Genomic DNA, 23,169 nt, shown 5'->3' with positions numbered 1-23,169 from the left:
CTATATTTGCATCGCATTTGTGCAAAACAGCATATCTGCGATTTCAGGAAGTGTGGGTGAGTGGCTGAAACCACCAGTTTGCTAAACTGACGTACGGGTAACTGTACCGGGGGTTCGAATCCCCCCGCTTCCGCTGAATGGATTTACGAGAAGCCGCTTAAACAGCGGCTTTTCTTGTTTTATAGCGGCTTTAAGTCGCTTTTTTATTTTTTCTACGTGTGCAAGTTTGGTTTATCAGTAGTAAGTAGTGAAAAATAAATTTTAAACTAAAGCATTTATCCGATTCCGTTATTCAGCTCAATCTGGCAAAAAGAGGTGGTACAGCTGTTATGATCAGTAAAATATAAATGGGCACCAGGTTTTAAAGACTGATTTTTCAATCAGTAATTTGATTTGATTAATTAAGGGGAAGTATCTTCTCGGATACTTCTTCATTTTCCGAACAGTTGTTTGATTCCGTCATACATTCCCGGAATGGCTATTGTTCCGTGATTTTCTTCGGGAAACGATCGGGTGAAGAAATGCAGATTGTGGGCTTGCGGCAGTATTTCCGTGAGAAGGTGATTTACCCTGTTGAGATGAATATCTACACGATCGGTTCGTTTCTTGGAAGCTACGCCAATGTAGAGGCTTTTCCCTGTGAAATCTTTTCCTTTGATCAGTTCCGCAGCTTCTTTCGAGAGCTTGCCCTGATCCCACCACAGACTGGGATCGAGTGCCAGATAGATGTCGAACAGTTCGGTGTGATGGAGAAATGTATTGACGGTGAAGAGTCCTGCATAAGAATGCCCAATGAGCATGTTTTCTCCGTTTGTCTTGTACGTATTATCAATGATGGAACGAAGTTCTTCAATCAGGAAACGGCTGAATATTTCACTGCCTCCCCCCTGAGGTATAACATTCGGCGAAACTTTACCATTCCGTTCGGCAGCAGAAGAGGTAGGGGTGAAGTCGCGTGTTCGGTTGGTGCTTAGTACTCCGACAATAATACAAGGAGGAAGATATTTTCCTCTGCCTGAAGCGAGTGTCTTACTGATACCTACCAGTGAATGAAAGAACGATTCACCATCGAGCAGGTAAAGAACAGGGTAGGCCTTTGTCGTATCTTGTCCGTAACTTTCGGGCAGATGCATCCAGTAGCCTCGCTCTTCCTGTAATACATCAGAATACAAAGTGTATCTTTTCCCGATACAAATATCCTCCTGACTCCGCATAATCAGCGAAAACAGGAGGCATATTAAGAGTAGATAAATCTTTATCATTCAGGCTTTAGTTCTGTGCAACAGACAGCTTACCTATAGCACTGATCTGATCTGATCCGACAGTAAGCCCTTTCGTTGCAATTGCTGTTTTGGGATTGATGCTGTATACAGCCGGCTGATTGCCGTCAGTAGTTGTTACTGCCATATAAGCGATACCATTCTCAGAGTACGGATTATTTCCGAATCCTGAAATGACTGTGGCAGAAGGCATGCCTGTTACATAAGTCAGTGTTTTGCTTTCACCTTTGTAAATAGCTAGTTGGTTGGCAACGAATCCGGTCTCTGTTAGAGGCTTGTCATACATCAGCATCAGGAAGTAGTCCTCAGTAATGTGCCAGCAACGCAGAAATGACTTTCCAGACGCCTGCTCTTCTATGTTGCAGTAGTAGTCAGAGTCGAATGTTTCAGTTCCGGCTTTGATGCGAACTACACCCGCAGGTAGCGTTGTTTGTTGAACGGTTTCGGTCATGGCTTTTGCATAGCTTGGCGAAAATACATATACATCGCCATTATCGGCAGCCCATATAGTCTGGTAATACTGCGACTTGAAGCGTCCACAGGCATAGCTGATCTTATCTGTTTTTATCAGTTTGGGGCTTTCGAGTGTTTCGCTGTTATAGATAGCAACCCATGCTTCGTTTGGATATTGTGTCCATTGCAGTTCTCCTTTTTCGTAAGCACTACTACTGCTACCTCCCGACTCTGTTTTCACCAGTTCGGGATACTTAACGTATTTACCACCTTCCGCTTTTACGCCGTATTTACTCAATCCCATCGGGATAGGAGCAGAATAGATTTTACCATTCGCCTGCTCGATGCCGGCTAATGTAACGAATTCTCCGTTACCCAGATAATTCTCTGATCTGATTACATTTGTATTGGTAGTAAATGTTTCTTTGGCTACATCCAGATAAGAGAATAGGAAGCCCTTTGGCAGATAACCGTTTTCATCCGCATATTGAGTTCCGAGATCACCTGTTGAAGTGGTAATTATATAATTGTTGTAGATACCATACGAAGTGAATCGTTTGATCTCGTATGTATTATCCCGTTCTTCTACTTTACCTTGTGTGTTTAGTATATATGAAGAAGTGATACCCGCATTTCCCTGATTGTACACCAAGCGGTACAGATACTGGTCTTTGAAGTAAACCCAGTATGTTCCGCTCTCGGTAGTGAGACCGTTATTTTTGGCTGTTACCGAACCTTCAGATAATGCCTCAGCAGTCAGTAACGAATTGGCATCCCCAACAGTTGCAGCAATAACATAAGCGGATGAAGTACTTGAACCGTTATTTGGAGTTATAGAATCGTCATCGCTGCAAGAAGTGAATACACATGCTGCCAGCGTAACGGCAGTAAGACCTGTTATTAAATAATTCTTAATCATGTTGTTAAAATTTAGTATGTTGCTATTTATCTTTATGATTGAAATTGAGCTTTTTAATTAGTTGCCGAAGTAAACCCTCACCTTGCCGTAAAAGGCTCTGCCTGCCTTTTGCAGACTGAAATTGTCATACATCTTTTCGTCCGTAAAATTGCGACACTCGAACGACAGGTTGTAACGCCCGTTCTGCATGCTGTAAGTCAGGGACAGATTGTGCGAGAACTGTGTCGGGACAGTAAACTTGGATTCGCTACCGATCACTTCCGAGTAAAGCGGAAAGCCGTGCATATACAGGTTGTCGTAGGTCACTGTCAGCATATTGTCTTTTCTTATCAGGTTGTGCCAAAAGAAGTTTACATCGGAGTTGGCAAACCGATAAGGCATGTTGGGCATACGTGCACCATAGGTAAGGCTTTCCTGATTTGTCCCGCTGGTAACGGTTTTCACATCGTCGCGAATATTCATCTGGGTAAAGTTTCCTCCTACGCTTATCCATTTGGCGAACCCATAGCGGACAGAAATGTTATATCCTTTGGTCAAAACACGCCCGTGATTTACATAGGTTGCGCCAGTCTTTCCACCACTCAGGTCTTGCAGTTTACGCTGGATATAGTCTTTTGTATTGCGGTAGATAAGTCCGCCTTCCACATATACGGAGTGTTTTCCGAATATCTGATTATAGCTTAAATTGAAATTAAGGTTGTTGCTGTTTTCCGGTTTCAGTGCTATATCTCCGGTTTCGAGATCTTCGTCTCCGAACATTTCATCGTTGGTTGGTAAACGGTAGGCTTTCTCGTAAGATAGCTTTGCTTGCAGGCTTTTCAGTATAAAGTAAGTACCTGCCGCACCATAGCCCATTGTACTAATGGAGTTGGTTGTGCGTGTGAACTTATCCTGAGCGGCACTAGTCGCAATAGGTCCTGCAATGAACTGATTATAGTATTTACCGAATACAGATACATTCCAATGCTCATTCGGCATCAGGCGGTACGACAAGCCGCTTATGTTCTTGCGGGTTTCTTTTTGTATTGCATTTGCTTCAGAATCTTCATTCAGCAGAGACTTATTCGAGCGTCGGAAATCATTCAGTACATGATTGAATGTGAATGTATGTATTCGGTTTAGATGGTAATTTGCCGTAAAAGTACCGTTCCAGTTGTTATTGTCCGAACGGGTATTTTGGTATGACTGTTCGCCGGGCGATTTAAGAGGACGGCTTTCTCCACGCCAGTTGTACTCGTATGAAGATGTATCTACATTGTTGATCATGTTCTTGTTGTAGTTGGCAGTCAGCACTACATCCAGATCCTTTATCAGATTGCGCTTACTGTATTCCAGTGATGGCATAATGGAATAGCCTTTGCGGTATTTTCCACCGAATACAATCTCCTGCCGCACTCCGTTCTGTATATCCTTATACATGTGCGAGTAGCTAAAGCCAACCATCAGGCGGTCTGCCCATTTCTTGTTTATAAGACCTATTTTACCTGCAATCGCTTCATTGTGATAGTTGTCGTGGAAACGCTTTACATGTTCTATCTTGCTCTTGTTTATTGCTCCCGTTTCAAAATCTTTAACCGGAGTATCCACATAGTAGTCGTTGTCGGAATAGTTCTGAAAGGCATTGATTTCGTATATAAGCCCGTTATCGAACGTCTGTCCGAAGTTTACATATGACTTATGCGTATTGAATGAGCCATAGGAATAGGAGGCGTCTATAAACCATTTTTTATGGTCTTTTTTTGTGACAATATTGATTACCCCGCCAATAGCATCTGTGCCAAAGCCAACGGGTACAACGCCTTTATACACCTCGATGCGTTCGGCATAATTAACGGGAATGTTATTCAGTCCGAACGAACTACCTACTCCTTCCTGCGGTACGCCGTCTATAAATATCTTGATATGCTTGCCGCTGAATCCGTCCATCATCAGTTGCATGTCTGAACCGACACCACCTGCCTCACGAAGCTTCAAGCCCGGAGCTCGAGCCAGTGCCTCACTCAGGTTCTGCGTAGAATTCTGCAATGCTTTGGTGTCGATAGCCAAAGCGTTGTATGCCGAGCGTTGCAGCCTGCTGATGCCGTTGGATGTTACAGATACTTCTGCCAGTTCTGTAGCTTGCTGGGTGATTATTATATTCTGTTTGATCCTTTCTCCGGCAGCAAGTTTCACTTGTCTTTCTACAGTTTTATAACCAACTGCCGATACCACCAGTGTATAGTCTCCTGCGGGGGCATTCAGGTGATAAATACCGTCTTTGTTCAGGGTGCTTCCGTAGTTAGTACCTTTCAGGTGAACTGTTGCAAAGTCTATTATTTCCTTTTCAGAGGATAATATCTTGCCGGAGATTATAGCATCTTTCCTATTTTGAGACCAGACAAGGGTGGGCGATGATAATAAAACGAGTATGAGGGCTATTCTGTAAAACACGATTTTCAATGTATAATGATTCATATTGCTTTTTTCAGAGCAGCAAAGGTCTTTATAAATGAAAAGCGTATCAATCGCAAGAATTAGGTAAATGAATATATGTCAATAACAATATATAGGTAGCAACATATTATATCTGTACGGGAGTTTTAATTAATAGAAAAGGCTAAAGGAGTGTTTTTGATATGATGGAAAGTAGTGTAAAATAAAAAAGATACTGTGCAAATCTTGTTTGCCAAACAAAGATAAACTCCTCTTTCCTATTGGGGAAGAGTAAAGATTTATGTAAGACAACTACAGCAATAGTATCGAAATCTATTGACTATTCTTAAAACCGCTCCTTAAATGTAGATTTACAGGTATAAAGTTGTTTCCACCGGAGTAGACCCGTCACCGAAATCCCACTGTGCATAAGCAAGCTGTTCACTTCCTACTTCTTTCGATATTGTAAGGTATATTCTCTTTCGACATTATCTAAACAAAGCAAAGAAGGGATGTATATAATACAGCCCTCCTTCGTTATATTAGTTAAGAACAAATTCTGTTACCAGGCAAATAGCGGATATTCTTTCATTACCGAATTTACCTTTTCGCGAACAGATTTGATAATCTGTCCATCCTCAGGATGAGAAAGCACAGTATCTATCATTTCCACGATTTCGCCCATCAATGGCTCTTTCGCCCCACGTGTAGTGATAGCAGGCGTACCGAAACGCAATCCCGAAGTAAGGAACGGACTGCGGCTATCGAACGGAACCATATTTTTGTTTGTAGTAATGTCGGCTTCTACCAGCGCTTTTTCAGCGACCTTACCTGTCAGTTCAGGGAACTTAGGGCGAAGGTCGATAAGCATAGAGTGGTTGTCTGTACCGCCCGATACTACTTTGTATCCTTTATCCATAAATGCCTGAGCCATTACAGCAGCATTTTTCTTCACCTGTGTCTGATATACTTTGTATGATGGGTCGAGTGCTTCTGCAAACGATACGGCCTTAGCAGCGATTACGTGCTCAAGCGGCCCGCCCTGTATGCCCGGGAATACAGCAGAATCGAGCAATGCCGACATCATGCGTACTTCACCTTTCGGAGTCTTTTTGCCCCAAGGGTTTTCAAAGTCTTTGCCCAGCATGATAGCACCGCCACGAGGCCCGCGCAGGGTTTTATGAGTGGTAGTAGTCACTATATGTGCATGAGGCAGCGGATTGTTGAGCAGTCCGGCAGCTACAAGTCCGGCAGGATGTGCCATATCTACCATAAAAATAGCTCCTATCTGGTCTGCTATCTTACGGATGCGTGCATAGTCCCAGTCGCGGGAATAAGCAGATGCTCCGGCTATGATTACTTTTGGCTTTTCTGTTTTGGCAACCTGTTCCAACTGGTCATAGTCTACCTGTTCGGTATCCTGACGCACATTGTATTCCAATGCGTGAAACATTAACCCTGAAAAATTGACAGGTGAACCATGAGATAGATGTCCGCCATGAGAAAGATTTAGTCCTAAGAACTTATCTCCGGCTTGCATACAAGCAAGGAATACAGCAGCATTAGCCTGTGCTCCCGAGTGAGGCTGTACGTTTGCCCACTCTGCTCCGAATAGTTCTTTCAGACGATCGATAGCAAGTTGTTCGCTCAGGTCTACTATTTCGCAGCCTCCATAGTATCTTTTGCCCGGATAACCTTCGGCATACTTGTTGGTCAGGCATGAACCCATAGCATCCATTACCTGTTGGCTCACGAAGTTCTCGGATGCGATTAACTCTATTCCTTTCAGTTGTCGCTGATACTCTCTTTCGATAATATCAAAAATGGCAGTGTCTCTTTTCATAAACAGAATAAATTATTATGAGGTAAAACGATAGTCACAAAGGTAATGATTATAATATGATTGTAACAATATTTAAGGAAGCTTTATGCCCTTATTATATCCTATTTCCGTATAAGTAAGACCACATTCTCCACATGGTGTGTATGCGGGAACATATCCACAGGCTGTACCTTTTCCACTTTGTACTTCTCGTCGAGTAATGACAGGTCACGCGCTTGTGTGGCAGGGTTACAACTGACATACACAATACGGTCGGGCTCGGCAAACAGGATGACATTTATCACATCATCGTGCATTCCGGCACGCGGCGGGTCGGTGATGATCACGTCAGGTCGTCCATGTTCGTTGATAAAGTCCTGTGTGAGTATATCTTTCATGTCACCTGCATAGAACAGTGTATTGTCGATACCATTATTCTTCGAGTTAAACTTAGCATCTTCAATCGCATCCTCTACATATTCTATCCCCACCACCTTTTCAGCCTGACGGGCTACAAAGTTAGCGATAGTTCCTGTTCCTGTGTATAGGTCGTAAACATGTTCCTTGCCTGTCAGTCCTGCAAAATCACGCGCTACTTTATATAGATTGTAAGCCTGTTCGCTGTTAGTTTGGTAGAAGGACTTTGGCCCTATCTTGAATTTCAATCCTTCCATCTCTTCATATATGAAGTCGTTTCCTTTCCATGTCAGTACCTCCTGATCGGTGATTGTATCATTTGCCTTCTGGTTGATAATGTAAAGCAGGGCTGTTATCTGCGGAAACTCTCCGGCTATGGCTTGTAGCAGGTCTTCCCTTTGCTCTTTCTCATCATCGTAAAATACAACGATCAACATCAGTTCGCCTGTGGTAGATGTACGTACGATCATGTTACGCATCAGTCCGCCCCGATTTCTCAGATCGAAGAAAGTGTAACCTTTGTCGAAGCAGTATTGGCGTACGAAGTTTCTTATTTGGTTCGATATATCGTCCTGTAACCAGCACTTGTTGATATCGAGTACTTTATCGAACATACCCGGAATGTGGAATCCGAGTGCATTCATATTGTCGAAGCTTTCGCCCGACTTCACCTGTTCCCATGTGAGCCATCTTTTGTTGGAGAAAGTGTATTCGAGCTTATTGCGGTAAAATTCTGTTTTTTCGGACCCCATGATTGGCTGTATCTCGGGCAGTTCGACCTTGCCGATGCGTGTGAGATTATCCGTCACCTGTTTCTGTTTGAATTTCAATTGTTCGGCGTAAGGAAGTATTTGCCATTTGCACCCGCCGCACACACCGAAATGTTCACAGAAAGCTTCTGTACGATTTTGTGAATAAGAGACGAAACGTACCGGTTTTCCCTCTGCATATTTGTTCTTCTTGCGGGTAATTTGCAGATCTATTACATCACCCGGCACTACATAAGGGATAAACACGACCATGTCGTTTACTTTGGCTATTGCTTTTCCTTCGGCTGCAATGTCTACTATCTCTACATTTTCTATCAGTGGAAGTTCTTTTTTCTTTCGGCTCATCGTTTTTAACTATCAAATGGAATGCAAAGATAACTGTTTTTTTAGTTTCTGGTTAATAGTTATTCAGTTAACAGAAAAAACAAAAAGTTGGCAATTTTGACAGATTTTACACTATTTTGATGTTGTCACTTTTCTCCTCCTTGTCACTCTGACCATAGGGAAAAGCCTCTCCCATCTGCAAGGAATGCTTTGTTCCTCAGCATGGCAGGGGATATCCGATTTTAACTAAAACCTTACAAAAACGACAACAAAAAGTTGACGCTTTTTCATCTTTTTGACGTTGTCTCTTTTTCGGTTGCCACGATTTTTAAGTCGTGGAATGCTAGTTGCCCTTGAGAAGACTTTAGTCAAAGCCCATTTTGGCTAAAGCCCTTTGTTTATCAATCTTGTTGTCCTCCAGCTAAAGCAGGAGGCAATTAATTTTAACTAAAACCTCACAATAGTTACAAGTTTACTATACCTTACGGGCAGTTACGAGTTACAAGTATTTTTCTTTGCGCCTTAGCGTCTTTGACTTGCCTTCGCGTCGTCGATTTTCAATTGCGTGAGACTAATTTTAACTAAAACCTTACATTCCTTACAAGTTTATTAGTTTATAGTCTACTAGCTTGCTAGCTAGCATTATTTTCTGTTTTTCGGGCGAACACATGGGTTCGCCCCTACAAGCTCGTTCCCTTTTTGGGCTTTGCAACCCCCTCTCACTTTGGAGAGGGGCGGGGTGAGGTGAATTTTAACTAAAACCTCACAATAGTTACAAGTTTATTAGTTTATAGTCTATTAGCTTGCTAGTTTGATTTTTTCTATTTCTAGTACACTAGAACTCTATAATCTAGCACACTAGTTTTTAACTAAAACCTTACATTCCTGACAGAAATTCCAATCTTTAAACTCTTAAACTTTAAATTCTTTAAATATATAATTTTTCAAAGATCGCTTTCTTTCAATTCGGTGAACACATGGGGCAGTTCTACATTTTTAATTTTTAATTTCTAAATCTTATAGATAAAGTTATTCAGAAGAAATACCACTTACAAATAAAACAGGCTGCCTCAAATGAAGCAGCCTGTATATTTAAAAAGCCAAAGCTAATAATTAGTCAAGATAATCGATTGTTTCTTCTCCAATCATCTGACGAAGTGTATTTTTCAACTTCACATATTGGATAAACAAGTCATGCTCTGCAACCTTATTTGGCTCGTGCATAGGACTCTTGAAGTAGAATGACAACCAATCCTGTATTCCGCTCATACCAGCACGCTTAGCAAGGTCAGAGAACAATACAAGGTCAAGACACAAAGGAGCTGCAAGAATAGAGTCCTTACACAGGAAGTCAGCTTTCAATTGCATCTTGTAACCCAACCATCCGAAGAGGTCAATATTATCCCATCCTTCTTTATCATCCTTACGTGGCGGATAATAGTTGATACGCACCTTGTGGTAAACTTCTCCGTAAAGCTCAGGATATAGTTCTGGTTGAAGAATAGTGTCGATAACCGAAAGCTTCGATTCTTCTTTTGCCTTGAATGAACCCGGATCGTCAAGAACTTCTCCGTCGCGGTTACCAAGTATATTTGTAGAGAACCAGCCGCTTAGCCCCAACATACGCGTTTTCAACATAGGGGCAAGCACTGTTTTCAACATTGTCTGACCTGTTTTGAAGTCTTTTCCGCAGATAGGAGTCTGAGTTTTCTCAGCCAGTTCCCACATTGCAGGTATGTCTACTGTCAGGTTAGGAGCACCGTTGATATAAGGAATACCCATAGAAACACAAGCGTAAGCGTAAATGTTTGATGGAGCTATATCCTTATGATTTTCTTTCATTCCTTTTTCTAACGAAGCTAGTGTTTTGTGAACTTCGCCAAGTGGAGTAAATACTTCTGTACTACCACACCAGATAACAACAATACGGTCGCAATTATTATCTTTTTGGAATTTTTCGATGTCTTGTTTCACCTGTTCCATCAGTTCCCATTTAGTAGGAGCCGATTTTACCCAAGTTCCGTGAAGGCGTTTTACGAAATCCTGATCGAAGACAGCTTTCATCGGTTTGATAGCCATCATTTCGTCTTTTACTTTATCAAGGTCTTCATTAGTCAATACTTCTGCATGTTTAGCAGCTTCGTATGCATTATCTTCAAAGATGTCCCATCCTCCGAATACCACATCGTTAAGATCTGCCAAAGGCACTGCATCTTTAATTTTAGGGAAGCGGTTTTCCTCTCTTTTTCCCAGACGCATTGTAGCCAACTGAGTTATTGATCCTACCGGAACGCCTTGTCCTTTACGTGTTAATAACGTTCCTGCCATGAATGTGGTAGCTACAGCTCCTACACCGACAGTCAGAATGCCAAGTTTACCTTTGGCTTCTTTCACTTGTACTTTTTCCATTTTTTAATTATTAAATTTTAAAATACACTGCAACCCGCAGCAATCCTTTAAACTGGGATCTCAGGCAGCCGGAAATATTATCTTCCCTGCTAACGCAAGATCTTCTATAATAATATTGCTTCGATGAAAATCCGATCCATTTTATTCTCCCAACCCGGGCTTTTCTGCCATACAAGCGACATCCATTATTGGAGCAGACAGTCAGACGACTCAACAGTTATTATCAAAGTATTCAAGTATGTTTCAACTCTATCTGAAAAAGGTTTTATCTCCATAAAACCCGAAAATATGCAAGGGTATCGCCCCTTACAGTTTTACACAAACTTAGCAAAGTTAAGATTTTGTAGCTTAAAAGCAATGACATATCCATTGTTTTTGCCTTTTCATCCATTTTTTAAGAAAAAAGACAACTTTAATAAAGGAAGAGTTAACGGCACACCACTTCACTATAACAACATCTTGCACTTATAACTTTACAAAGTAATAAAAAGGCCTGTGACCTTATCTGTTCGGTTTTTTCTTCATGGCATAGGTCTGAGCCTTCAGGAACTCGCCAAACTCTTTTATATCCGTATATTTACTTTGCTCCTCTACCGAAATTGGATTTCCGAAACGTACTGTTATCGTCTTGCCTTTCTTGTTGTGTACCTCATGTAATAGCCGCACTGTACGTATGCGCCAGTCGATGAACCCTAGGAAGCGGTAAAACCAAGAATTATTACCCGAAATAAACATCGGAATCACAGGTACTTTAGCCTTCTTTATCAGCTTCAGCACCGGTTCCTGCCATTCGCGGTCTTCTGTACGGTCCAGATGTGGAGAAGAAACACCTCCGGCGGGAAACAACCCAAGCGGATGTCCGTCGCGTATATGCTCAAGGCATTGTTTTACCCCACCTATACTCGATTTAAGCTCCGACATTTTATTATCCTTAGAGTAGGGATTCACACCTATAAAGTGCTCATCCATTGTATCTATCTGACTCAGCATCCAGTTTACCATCATCTTATAATCGCGCCGCTTACCGGCTACCAGACTGATAGCTATAATGCCGTCTACATGTCCGTAAGGATGATTGGAGACAGTGATAAAAGAGCCCTCCTTGAAGTTATCGAGCACCTCATAATTTTCAGCCTTACGAATGATCTGTAACTTATCAAGCATATCATTCACAAATGCCAGACCTGTATATTGCTTGGAAGCATCATAGATGGCGTTAACTTTATTGAGTCCGCCTACACTAAAGACTATTTTTGTAAGGACATTGCCGAAACGGCCTCTGAATATAGGGTGTACCCCCCTGATCATATCCTTACTGATCAGCTTTTCTTTCATAGAGTAATACCTGTAATTGAATTACAAAGATAAGGATTAATAAGCTTTTCGGCTCTATTCTTTTATATAGTTGTAATATCTGTCGAAGAATTTCCTGAACCAACCCAGCCTCATCAGCACCAACTCGAACAAAGCTATACCCAGCAACGCGCAGAAAATACCCAGCAATACATCAATGATATAATGGTGGTACGAATAGACTGCCGTAAACCAGATACCGAACATCAATATCGTGAGGGTTATTAGTATAGCAAGATTGGATCTGTTCTTTATTGCATAAAACAGCGCTACGACCATATACGCCGAATGAAGCGAAGGTACAGCCGCAAATACATTCGCATTGCGCCCATAAATAGAGTCGAATATGGAGACACCAAGCAACGCATCAAATCGTCCCAGTCCGGCCGTATTTCCCGGAGTATTCAGTATCGGCTCGAATCCGTACTTCATGGCATACCAGGGTGGTGCAGCCGGATGTATGTAATATCCTGCAAACCCGATCAGGTTGACAAATAAGAAGACGAGAGCGAACTGCAAATATATCTTACGTTGCTTCTTAAAGTATAGGTAGATACCAAATGCAATAGGCACAGGCACCCATGTAAGGTAGAATATGCCTGCAAAGAAGTCCATTATAGAGTTATAATGAATCGCAAAGAATTCGTTGGGAATAAGTATCTGTCCATCAGACTCGAAGCCGAACCATTTTTTCTCAAGGTTGTAAAGCCCTTCTACATCGATAGGGTTAACCATATAGTTCGGATAAACGCGCATCCAATCGTACGACAGCCCGAAAACAATAAAAGGAATCAGGGCTACAGCCAATTTACGGGTGAAATCCGAAGCAAAGAACAGGACAAGAAAAAGCCCGAACATAAGGTTATGCTCTGGACGGTATCCTACGAAGATGGCGGTAAGGGCAATAATGACAGCCGTTATAACAACGACAATAATACTTTCTTTCTTAGATGGTAATGATAACTGAAATTTCATTTTTTGTTTTGTTCCTCCCTGTCTTTTTCCATCAATGCTTTCTTAGAGTCCAGCAATCGTCCTACAGCTGTAATATTAGCAAACACAGCCACAAAGACAAGTGGTATTATAAATATGAGTACAGGCTCGAATATAGGGAATGAAAACGCATCTATGTAAACCTTATAATCACCGAAAAAGTAATAGAAAACGCCACAGAATACTGCTCCCAGACTAATTATAACGATACGCTCGGGACGTTGCATCAGCCCTCCTTTACATTCTATGCCAAGTCCTTCGGCACGCGCACGTATATAACTCACCATCATAGAACCGATCAATGCAATGAAAGCAAACAGCGAACTAAAAAAATAACCTTGCAGTATAAGATAGTAACAGATACCAAAAAACATAATGAGTTCGCTATAACGATCGAGCACCGAATCGAAAAGAGCTCCGTAGCGGGAACTCATCTTACCTATACGCGCAACCTGCCCGTCCATCATATCGAAAAGTCCGGCAAACAGGATAACAAATCCTCCCCACCCCACAAGCGTAAAATCGCCTCTCTCGCCGTGTGTGGCTCCAAATATAAAGATGCAGCATGCTACAATATTCAGGACTAATCCGGTAGCCGTTACAAAATTAGGAGTTATTCCTATCCTGATCATCCCCCTTACCAGGGGATTGATGATTTTATAAATTAATTGCTGGGCAAAATCTCTGGCTTTTTTCATATTTCTAATTCCTATTTAGAATGTTCTTATCTTATATCGTTATGTACCGGATCTGTTTCCTTTTCTTCCGGTTCTCCGTCCTGTTCTACCTCAGGAGATACGCCTTCTCCCTCGGTAATTTCCATGTCGGATTTCTTCCTGAAATATTTCTTGAAATCCCTGTTGCGATAGACAAAAAGGCGCTGCATATTGTAGTTCCAGACAAACCCGACTATCAACGATACAAACACCTTCGACACAATGAATACATCATCGAAAAGGTGTCCTAAAAGATCGCGCAACCAAGTAAAGCGCCCGAGTAGCTCAGTTACCAGATATGTACCAGATGTATTAAAAATAATACTACCGGTCCATACGGTAAGGTACTTGATGGCTACATGCCTTTTCTTACTATCCTGTGCCTTAAACGTCCACTTATAATTGATGATACAGTTTACAATTCCTCCGCAAACCGATCCCAGAAACGTAGCATATACATAGTAAAGACTGAATACCTTAGCTAATACAATAGTAACGGAGAAATCGGTAATACTGGCTAACTGTGATGAGAACTGAGCACGTAAGAACATGAAAATCCCTCCTTTTTCGGAGATCGTCTTTGCAACTTTCTTTAACCAATCACCCATTTCAACACCAATAATATTATCAAGCTGTACAACCCGGCAACAATGTCGTCCATCATTACCCCTACTCCTCCTTTAAGGCTTTCCATCTTACGGATACCTAACGGTTTATATATATCGAATAATCGAAATAACACAAATGCCAATAATGCATAATATAAGTGGCCTGCATCTACAGCCAATAGCGGAATCCAGACTCCGACCATTTCATCTACCACTACGCGCGACGGGTCTTTACCCCAGTCTTTTTCCAACACATTCGCCGACCATATGCCCAATATCGTAAACACAATAATAAGGCCTATCGTTGTAAACAAAAGTGTGTATGGCGAAACTAAAAAAGCCAGCACAAGCCATATAACAGTAGCCAGCAAAGCACCTGCCGTACCGGGTGCAAAGGGTGAAAACCCCGTACCAAAACCGGAAGCAATAATTATATGGAAAATATTCTTTTGTTTCATCTTTTAGCCACCGCGAAATAAAACACGCAAAGTTATCAAAAAAAATATTCAATTCGCATCAATGCTGTTAAAAGCTCATTGCTAACAGCCATCAACCGCATTTATTCGTCATCTTTAGTCAAATCCAACACTTCGTTGTCACCTCCTCTTTCGAAGTATAGCTTCTTGAGCGGATCGGCATATGCCTTATCGTATTCTACCCTGTTTGCAAAGGTATCTACAGCCATATACACAGCCTGACGGAACGACTCTTCCGATGCCTTGTTCTGTCCGGCAATATCGTATGCAGTACCATGAGCCGGCGAGGTGCGTACAACAGACAGCCCTGCCGTAAAGTTAACCCCGTCTTCCATTGCTATGGTTTTGAACGGAGCCAGCCCCTGATCGTGATACATAGCCAGTATGCCATCGAAGCGGGAAAACTCTCCCGACCCGAAAAAGCCGTCTGCGGGATAAGGTCCAAAACAAAGGACTTTCTTATCCTGTAATTCTTTTATAGCGGGTTTTATAATATCATTTTCTTCCGAACCCAGCAACCCGTTTTCGCCGGCATGCGGATTGAGAGATAAAACAGCTATACGTGGCCTTCCTATTCTGAAATCACGTTTCAGGCTTTTCTCGAAACGGACGGCAGCTTCTATAATTTTTTCCTTAGTAAGGTTTTTAGGCACATCTGCCAGAGGCATATGCCCTGTAACCAGTGCCACACGCAGAGAGTCCTTCACTAAAATCATCAGACTCTTGTCTCCTTCTTTACCGAAACGTTCTTCCAGGTATTCTGTGTGCCCCGGAAAGTGGAAATCTTCGCGTTGTATATTATGCTTGTTGATAGGTGCAGTTACCAGTACATCTATCACTCCATTTTTCAGATCGGCGACAGCTTTCTCCAGAGACTGAAAAGCAGCCTCACCCGCTACCGGAGTAGACTGCCCTAATTCTATCTTTGTATCTTCACTGATGCAATTCACAATATTCACCTTGTTTGCGACTGCATCTTTTGCATTGTTTATCTGATTGAACGATACCGGTTGCAATTCCATCGCTTTACGATGAAAAGCTGCTACTTTAGCCGAACCATACAGTACAGGGATGCACATCTCTGCCATGCGTATGTCTGCAAAAGTTTTAAGGATGACCTCATAGCCTATCCCGTTTATATCGCCTTGTGTTATTCCTACTTTTATCATAATTGTAGCCCCCTCAACTCCCCCAAAGGGGGAGCTACAGAGAGGATATTTTAATTAGTTATTATAATCAATTTTCTTTCCATCTGTTTATAAGTCCCCCTCCGGGGGATTTAGGGGGCTCGAACTCCGTTTTGTCGACAACATGCCGCAAGCAGCAAATATATCTTCACCGCGTGATGCACGTATTGTACTTGTCAACCCCTTACTTGTCAGATAGTCACGAAAAGCTTCCATCTTTTCTTTAGTCGACGTTTTCAAATCTACATTTGGTATGGCATGAAAGCGGATCAGGTTGACTCTGCACTCCAATCCCCGCAGCATTTGCGCCAGTTCTTTGGCATGCACCAATGTATCGTTGAAGTTATCGAACATTATATATTCGAAGGACAATCGCCGCTGCTTTGTCCAGTCATATTCTCTGAGTAAGTCTATTACGCCTTGTATCGGGAATGCTTTCTCGGCAGGCATAATAGATAACCGCTGTTCTTTCTCAGGGCTATGAATACTGATTGCCAGATGGGCACTGCTTTCGTCCAAAAACCGTTTCAACTTCGGGGTAACTCCTGTTGTGGAAACCGTTATCCGTTTGGGACTCCAAGCCATACCATAGTCGGCAGTCATTATTTCGAGCGTCTTTTTCAGTTGTTCGTAGTTATCTAAGGGCTCACCCATTCCCATAAAGACAACATTGGTCAGATCTTCGGCTTCACGTACCGAATAGAGCTGATTTAGTATTTCATTCGCTGTCAGATGCCCGTTGAATCCCTGCTTGCCTGTCATGCAAAACAAACAATTCATCTTGCAACCTACCTGCGAAGAGACGCACAAAGTGGCCCTGTCGTCTTCCGGTATCATTACAGCCTCGATCAGCTTTGCATTTTCGGTCTTAAACAGATATTTTACAGTACCGTCTACCGATTGCTGAAATTCGAGCGGATTGTATCGTCCGACATCGTATTTCTCTGAAAGCAAAGCGCGGTTTGCCACAGAGATATTTGTCATTTCATCTATAGATGAAACACGTTTTTTATATACCCAGTCAGCTATTTGTTTTGCTGTGAATCTGGGTAAAGCGCACTCACCTACCACACTATAGAAATCATCCATAGTCATACCGAGTAAGTGGCACCTCTCCCCTGCCCTCTGCAACAGAGAGGGGGCTGCGCTAGGCGACGACTCTTTTTTATCACTTATACCCTTTACCATATACATATACCCTCTCAAAAGCCCTCCCCTTTTGGGGGAGGTTGGAGGGGGTGTTATATTCTTTTCTTAATCGCTTCGCTTTCTTTTTCAAAGCCCGGTTTATCCAACAAAGCGAACATATTTTTCTTATATGCTTCTACTCCCGGTTGATCGAACGGATTCACTCCCAAAAGGTAGCCGCTGATACCACAGGCTTTTTCGAAGAAATAAATCATTTGCCCGATGCTGTATTCATCCAGTTTCGGAAGTTCCACTTTGATATTCGGAACACCTCCGTCAACGTGTGCTATCTGCGTGCCGAGTTCCGCCATTTTGTTTACGAAATCTACGCGCTTACCTGCAAGGAAGTTCAATCCGTCGAGGTTTTCCTCATCGGTAGGAACAGTCAACGTTTCGTTTGGCTGAGACACAGAGATCACTGTTTCGAAGATAGAGCGTTCACCCTCCTGAATCCATTGCCCCATAGAGTGCAGGTCGGCTGTAAAATCAACCGCAGCATTGAAAATACCTTTGTTCTCTTTTCCTTCACTTTCGCCATAAAGCTGTTTCCACCATTCGGCGATGTAATGCAGTTTAGGATTGAAGTTGGCAAGTATCTCTATTTTCTTGCCTTTCTTATATAGCTCGTTACGAGTAACAGCATATATTTCCGAAATATTTTTTTCGAATGGCACGCTTGGTGCAGTTTCTTTCTCCATATATACAGCACCTGCCACCAGCTGACGTATATCTATACCTGCCAGAGCGATAGGCAGAAGACCTACGGGAGTAAGCACAGAATAGCGTCCGCCTACATTATCAGGAATTACATATTTCTTGAATCCTTCTTTTGTAGCCAAAGTATATAATGCACCGCGAGCAGCATCGGTAATGGCTACAATACGGTGTTTTGCTTCGGCTTTGCCTACAGCTTTTTCCAGTTCGGCTTTAAGGATACGGAAAGCAAGAGCAGGTTCTGTTGTTGTTCCCGACTTGGATATATTGATTATACCGAAAGATTTTCCTTTCAGGTATGCAAGTAATTCTACCAGATAATCTTCACCGATATTGTTTCCGGCATATAATATTACCGGATTCTTACGGTCTTTTTGCAACCAGTCGAAAGCATTCGACAGAGCGTCTATCACAGCACGCGAACCGAGATAGCTACCGCCGATACCTACAAGAACGATCACATCGCATTTTTCCTTCAGGGCTTTTGCTGTATTTTCTATGTCTGTCAGTTCAGCATCGGTAATAGAAGAAGGAAGATTTAACCATCCTAAGAAATCGTTTCCTTTTCCTGAACCGTTGTGCAATGTTTCGTTACACTTTTTAGCCAGTGCAGCCTGACTGTTGATATCAGCCTGACTGATAAAGCCTAGTGTTTTGCTAATGTCTAATTTGATAACCTTGTCCATGATCTTTATATTAATATTTATTTTGTTCTTCTTGTTATACGGTGAATAGCTTTTCTATTCAATCTCACTATCTACGTATATAAAACCATAAGGATTGTACATAAAAGTATCTTCTTCGTGAAACTCATCGGGAAGTATCTTTGTCTCATTTACTTCTATATCTGTTTTCTTCAGTGCTTTTATCGTTTTTTTATAAACCCCATTATTGCTCATAATCAACTTAGCTATCTGATCCATATTTTTCACACTTTCTACATCGCTTCTATTACCTTCGAAATAGAGGATATCGGGCAGCCCGAGCAAATGCATTCCACATGAATACAAGCCATATTCGCTTTCAATAGGCCGTCTGACAAAGGCAAGATAAAAGTAAAGCAACGCATTTTCCGGATCATCCTTATATTTTTTGCTTAGCTCCACCCATCGGGATTTACCATGAGCTATGCCTGCACTTTCACATTTCAATGCAATGACATTGCATCCGTTGAAAAGCCTTTCTATCAGCATCAAGGCCTTTCCGGCAATATTTCTCAGTTCGTCGCTGTTCTTACTCTCAGGTGCAAGAAAATATCCCACTGCCTTATGTTGGCGTATCTGTTGCAGTTCTTCATCGGTCATGGAATAATTAACTCTGTCTGCCGACACGTCGAAAGATTCTCCCATCCTGTCATCGTAACCAAAAAAAGATTCTTCTTTGTCGAAGTAAAAACCGGCATCTTTAATGGTTTTGCTTACAAGATCAAAATCGCTCCAGTTTCCTAATATGCAGAAAACCATCCGAGGCATTATTGATGAAATACTTTCCATATTTTAGCATTAAAATAAGTAAACGGAAATCCTTTTACTTATTAATTCACCTTTTACTTTAATATCCGTTCTTGTAATGCTTTTATTTCTGCACGTGCAGAAGCATTCTCATACAACACCCGATATACCATATCAGCGATAGGAATATTTACGTTGTACTTTTCGTTCATCTCCTGTATGCACTTCGTGCCGTAATAGCCTTCTGCCACCATTTCCATTTCTATCTGTGCAGCCTTGACCGAATACCCCTTACCTATCATGGAACCTAAGGTGCGGTTACGGCTAAAACTGGAATAGGCTGTCACCAGCAAGTCGCCAAGATATGCAGAAGCCTCGATATTCCTTTTTATCGGGGATACAGTATCTACAAAACGCTCCATTTCCGAAATGGCATTACATACCAGAACTGCCTGAAAATTGTCTCCATATTTCAATCCATGACAAATACCGGATGCTATAGCATATACATTTTTGAGTACAGCCCCCAATTCTATCCCTGCTACGTCTTCGGAAACCGAAGCGCGCACAAACCTGTTGTTGAAAACATCAGCAATAGCATGAGCCTTTTCTATATCGACACAGGCGATCGTAGGATAGGTAAGTCGCTCTAAAGCAATCTCTTCCGCATGGCACGGGCCACCCACTATAGCCATATTCTCCATAGGGACACCATAGGAACGATGCAGATAATCTGTTATCAGTAGATTTTCAGGGGGAATGATCCCCTTTATGGCGGAAACTATAAATTTATCGCTGATCTTGGTCTGTAGTTTCTCCAGATGCCCTTTCAGGAAAGGAGAAGGCACTGCCAGAACCAGCGTATCCGAGTCGTTCACTATTTGAGTTATGTCCGAGTAAAAACTTATTCTGTCGAGGTTAAACTCTACAGTAGAAAGATATGACGGATTGTGCCCTGTCTTTTTAAAATCCTCTATCTGTTCGGGACGACGCATATACCAGTTAATATGCTTTTCATGGTTCAGCATGATTTTAGCCAGTGCTGTTGCCCATGTTCCACCTCCTAGAATTGCTATTTTACCGGGAAAACTCATAATTATACATTTTAGTTAGAAATAGGGTGATATTTATATCTTATTCACCCAGCCCGTAATCTCGTCAACAGAAGGCAATGTCAATTCCAGTTTATGCTTTTTGTTGATATTACCTATATCCTGTCTTAATTTTTGAGGGTTTACATCTTTCATCGACTCTACAGTAAGATAACCCGCTTTCTGGAATATCGACACCAGTTCTTCCGGCATTCCCAGCTCTGTATATTTCGCTACCGGATCTTTTTTAGCCACTTTTTCCGGACGCATTTGCGGGAAGAACATCACTTCCTGTATGCTTTCTTGTCCGGTCATAAACATCACCAATCGATCCATACCAATACCGATACCGCTTGTCGGCGGCATTCCATATTCCAGTGCACGTAAGAAGTCCTGATCGATAAACATAGCTTCATCATCACCTTTCTCAGACAGTTTCAACTGATCTTCGAAACGAGCGCGCTGATCTATCGGATCATTCAACTCAGAATAGGCATTTGCCAGTTCCTTGCCGTTCACCATCAATTCGAAACGCTCTGTCAGATCGGGATTGTTACGGTGTTTTTTAGTCAGTGGCGACATTTCTACCGGATAGTCGATAATAAATGTCGGCTGTATATAATTGCCTTCGCATTTTTCTCCAAAGATGGCATCTATCAGCTTGCCTTTACCCATTGTTTCATCCTGCTCTACGCCGAGTTGCTTACATACATCACGAAGCTGATTTTCATCCATGCCGCTGATATCGACACCTGTAAAATGCTTAATGGAATCGATCATGGTAACACGCGGGTAAGGGGCTTTATAATCGATAATATTTTCTCCCATTTTCACTTTTGTAGTACCATGTACATCCGTACAGATTTTTTCGAGCATGCGCTCTGTAAAATCCATCATCCAGTTGTAATCTTTGTATGCAGCATAAAACTCCATAACGGTAAATTCAGGATTATGCGTCCTGTCCATACCTTCGTTTCGGAAATTACGGCTAAACTCATACACGCCGTCAAAACCACCTACGATAAGACGTTTGAGGTAAAGTTCGTTAGCTATACGCAGGTATAACGGAATATCGAGTGCATTGTGATGTGTAATAAACGGACGTGCTGTCGCTCCTCCGGGTATGCTTTGCAGTACAGGAGTATCTACTTCTATATATCCGTGACCATTCAAAAATTCACGCATAGAGTTAAACACCTTTGTACGCTTGATAAACGTATCTTTTACTCCTTCGTTTACCACAAGGTCGACATAACGCTGGCGGTAACGCTGCTCCGGATCAGTGAATCCGTCATAGGTAACCCCGTCTTTCACCTTTACTACCGGCAACGGACGAAGCGATTTGCTGAGAACAGTCAGTTCCTCTGCATGGACGGAGATTTCGCCCATCTGGGTACGGAATACAAAACCTTTGATTCCGACAAAATCGCCTATATCGAGTAATTTTTTGAAAATTGTATTGTAAAGTTCTTTGTCTTCATTCGGACAAAGGTCATCCCGCGAAATATACACCTGAATACGCCCTTCGGTATCCTGTAGTTCCACAAAGGAAGCTTTACCCATGATACGGCGGCTCATAATACGCCCTGCTATAGACACATAGCGGCGATCAGCATCATCTTTAAAGTTCTCTTTTATTTCGTCGGAGTACGCATTTACATCATATAATGCTGCCGGATACGGGTCTACCCCTAAGGCTCTCAACTCATCTAGGCTTTGTCTGCGAATGATTTCCTGTTCACTCAATTCCAATATACTCATTATCAATCTATCTTCAGATTTTACACTTTAATTTTAAAACTTTGTTCATATGTCAATAACCCCGCAAAGTTAAAAAATATAATGATAATTCTATGTTTTAATCGGCTATTAATGGACGCGACATATTTATATGACTATTTTTTAACAATCATACAGCTTCCAGTAATATCAAACAGGATTTAATATACTGAATATAAAATATAGAAAACGAGGAAGAAGATCAACCTTGCTTAAAAAGCATAACCTATTCCGGCTGTGAAAACAAAATGATTACCATCCATATCTTCAAATACCAGAGAGTATTTTACCTGAGTGTTTATAAAAAAGCGATCATCGAGAAACCATTTCCCGGCAACACCAATATTGCCTAACACAGTAGTATCGGTAAGGTCTCCGCCATAGCTGCTCCACTTAGAATCTATCCCAATTCCCGACGAACTCTGTGAAAAGCTCATACTGGAACCGGAAATAGTAGACCATCCGGTCATACCCTCCACTCCTAAAAACGGAGAAACAAATGATCGCGAGTTTTTCAAATAGAAAGCGTAATGTATATCCAGTCCATAGTTGAGTGTTTTCTGCTTAATATTGCTATTAATATAAGAGCTGTTGAAGTTATATTCTTTCTCGAAAAAATAAGTAACATTGGGAGTAAGCATCAGTCCCTTATAAACTGGAATCATCACCTGTGCACCAATTCCGAAATCCTCAGCTTCGGTGCGGTAGTTCCCGTTTATCGAAACAGGTATATTCTGAGAGTAGATACCTACAGAACAAAGCAAGACAAAGAGTAGAAATGTGTTTTTTTTCATAGCATCATAGTTT

At 41.9% G+C, this 23,169-nt stretch carries 18 protein-coding genes and 1 tRNA gene; 1 reads left to right on the top strand and 18 read right to left on the bottom strand.

The features are described 5' to 3' along the window. The first annotated feature begins 46 nt into the window (after positions 1–46). Positions 47–133, top strand: a tRNA-Ser gene (locus M2448_RS02110). Between the two features lie 298 nt (positions 134–431). Here M2448_RS02110 and M2448_RS02105 read toward each other — a convergent pair. From M2448_RS02105 to M2448_RS02020, 18 genes are all read right to left on the bottom strand, one after another. After that, positions 432–1,262 (bottom strand): alpha/beta hydrolase-fold protein, encoded by an 831-nt coding sequence (locus tag M2448_RS02105; RefSeq protein WP_280644621.1) that lies wholly within the window; start codon positions 1,260–1,262, stop codon positions 432–434. Positions 1,263–1,269: 7 nt separating this feature from the next. Next, complete coding sequence (locus M2448_RS02100) at positions 1,270–2,652, bottom strand: DUF4374 domain-containing protein (protein WP_280644620.1); 1,383 nt, start codon at positions 2,650–2,652, stop codon at positions 1,270–1,272. 57 nt (positions 2,653–2,709) lie between these two features. Further along, complete coding sequence (locus M2448_RS02095; RefSeq protein ID WP_280644619.1) at positions 2,710–5,106, bottom strand: TonB-dependent receptor; 2,397 nt, start codon at positions 5,104–5,106, stop codon at positions 2,710–2,712. Between the two features lie 520 nt (positions 5,107–5,626). Beyond that, positions 5,627–6,907: a serine hydroxymethyltransferase gene (glyA, locus tag M2448_RS02090; RefSeq protein WP_280644618.1), complete on the bottom strand. Its 1,281-nt coding sequence runs from the start codon at positions 6,905–6,907 to the stop codon at positions 5,627–5,629. Positions 6,908–7,008: 101 nt separating this feature from the next. Further along, entirely contained in the window at positions 7,009–8,418 is a 1,410-nt protein-coding gene (gene rlmD / locus M2448_RS02085) for a 23S rRNA (uracil(1939)-C(5))-methyltransferase RlmD (RefSeq protein WP_280644617.1), read from the bottom strand. A gap of 1,092 nt (positions 8,419–9,510) precedes the next feature. Next, positions 9,511–10,806 carry an inositol-3-phosphate synthase gene (locus tag M2448_RS02080; RefSeq protein WP_280644616.1) on the bottom strand — a complete coding sequence of 432 codons (1,296 nt, stop codon included), beginning with the start codon at positions 10,804–10,806 and terminating at the stop codon, positions 9,511–9,513. Between the two features lie 501 nt (positions 10,807–11,307). Continuing rightward, complete coding sequence (locus M2448_RS02075) at positions 11,308–12,141, bottom strand: lysophospholipid acyltransferase family protein (RefSeq protein WP_280644615.1); 834 nt, start codon at positions 12,139–12,141, stop codon at positions 11,308–11,310. Positions 12,142–12,195: 54 nt separating this feature from the next. After that, on the bottom strand, positions 12,196–13,134 hold the full coding sequence (locus M2448_RS02070) for a phosphatase PAP2 family protein (RefSeq protein ID WP_280644614.1): 939 nt from the start codon (positions 13,132–13,134) through the stop codon (positions 12,196–12,198). Beyond that, complete coding sequence (locus M2448_RS02065) at positions 13,131–13,850, bottom strand: CDP-alcohol phosphatidyltransferase family protein (RefSeq protein ID WP_280644613.1); 720 nt, start codon at positions 13,848–13,850, stop codon at positions 13,131–13,133. The genes M2448_RS02070 and M2448_RS02065 overlap by 4 nt, the downstream gene beginning before the upstream one ends. A 26-nt stretch (positions 13,851–13,876) precedes the next feature. Then, positions 13,877–14,476 (bottom strand): GtrA family protein, encoded by a 600-nt coding sequence (locus M2448_RS02060; protein WP_280644612.1) that lies wholly within the window; start codon positions 14,474–14,476, stop codon positions 13,877–13,879. Beyond that, the gene (locus M2448_RS02055) at positions 14,461–14,934 is read right to left on the bottom strand and encodes a phosphatidylglycerophosphatase A (RefSeq protein ID WP_280644611.1); all 474 of its coding nucleotides are present in this window, start codon (positions 14,932–14,934) and stop codon (positions 14,461–14,463) included. The genes M2448_RS02060 and M2448_RS02055 overlap by 16 nt, the downstream gene beginning before the upstream one ends. Positions 14,935–15,035: 101 nt before the next feature. After that, the gene (gene pdxA, locus M2448_RS02050; RefSeq protein ID WP_280644610.1) at positions 15,036–16,121 is read right to left on the bottom strand and encodes a 4-hydroxythreonine-4-phosphate dehydrogenase PdxA; all 1,086 of its coding nucleotides are present in this window, start codon (positions 16,119–16,121) and stop codon (positions 15,036–15,038) included. A gap of 87 nt (positions 16,122–16,208) precedes the next feature. After that, positions 16,209–17,327, bottom strand: a complete 1,119-nt coding sequence (rlmN, locus tag M2448_RS02045; RefSeq protein ID WP_280697038.1) for a 23S rRNA (adenine(2503)-C(2))-methyltransferase RlmN — start codon at positions 17,325–17,327, stop codon at positions 16,209–16,211. A 53-nt stretch (positions 17,328–17,380) separates the two neighbouring features. Further along, positions 17,381–18,727 carry a glucose-6-phosphate isomerase gene (locus tag M2448_RS02040; RefSeq protein WP_280644608.1) on the bottom strand — a complete coding sequence of 449 codons (1,347 nt, stop codon included), beginning with the start codon at positions 18,725–18,727 and terminating at the stop codon, positions 17,381–17,383. A 54-nt stretch (positions 18,728–18,781) separates the two neighbouring features. Further along, positions 18,782–19,534, bottom strand: a complete 753-nt coding sequence (locus M2448_RS02035) for a hypothetical protein (protein ID WP_280644607.1) — start codon at positions 19,532–19,534, stop codon at positions 18,782–18,784. Between the two features lie 53 nt (positions 19,535–19,587). Continuing rightward, the gene (locus M2448_RS02030; protein WP_280644606.1) at positions 19,588–20,586 is read right to left on the bottom strand and encodes an NAD(P)H-dependent glycerol-3-phosphate dehydrogenase; all 999 of its coding nucleotides are present in this window, start codon (positions 20,584–20,586) and stop codon (positions 19,588–19,590) included. 33 nt (positions 20,587–20,619) lie between these two features. Next, positions 20,620–22,344: a lysine--tRNA ligase gene (gene lysS / locus M2448_RS02025; RefSeq protein WP_280644605.1), complete on the bottom strand. Its 1,725-nt coding sequence runs from the start codon at positions 22,342–22,344 to the stop codon at positions 20,620–20,622. Between the two features lie 230 nt (positions 22,345–22,574). Beyond that, positions 22,575–23,156 (bottom strand): hypothetical protein, encoded by a 582-nt coding sequence (locus M2448_RS02020; protein ID WP_280644604.1) that lies wholly within the window; start codon positions 23,154–23,156, stop codon positions 22,575–22,577. Positions 23,157–23,169 lie beyond the last annotated feature (13 nt).

The sequence above is a fragment of the Dysgonomonas sp. PF1-14 genome, assembly GCF_029892965.1.
Lineage (GTDB): Bacteria > Bacteroidota > Bacteroidia > Bacteroidales > Dysgonomonadaceae > Dysgonomonas.
This window is presented reverse-complemented; position numbering and strand designations above follow the sequence as displayed.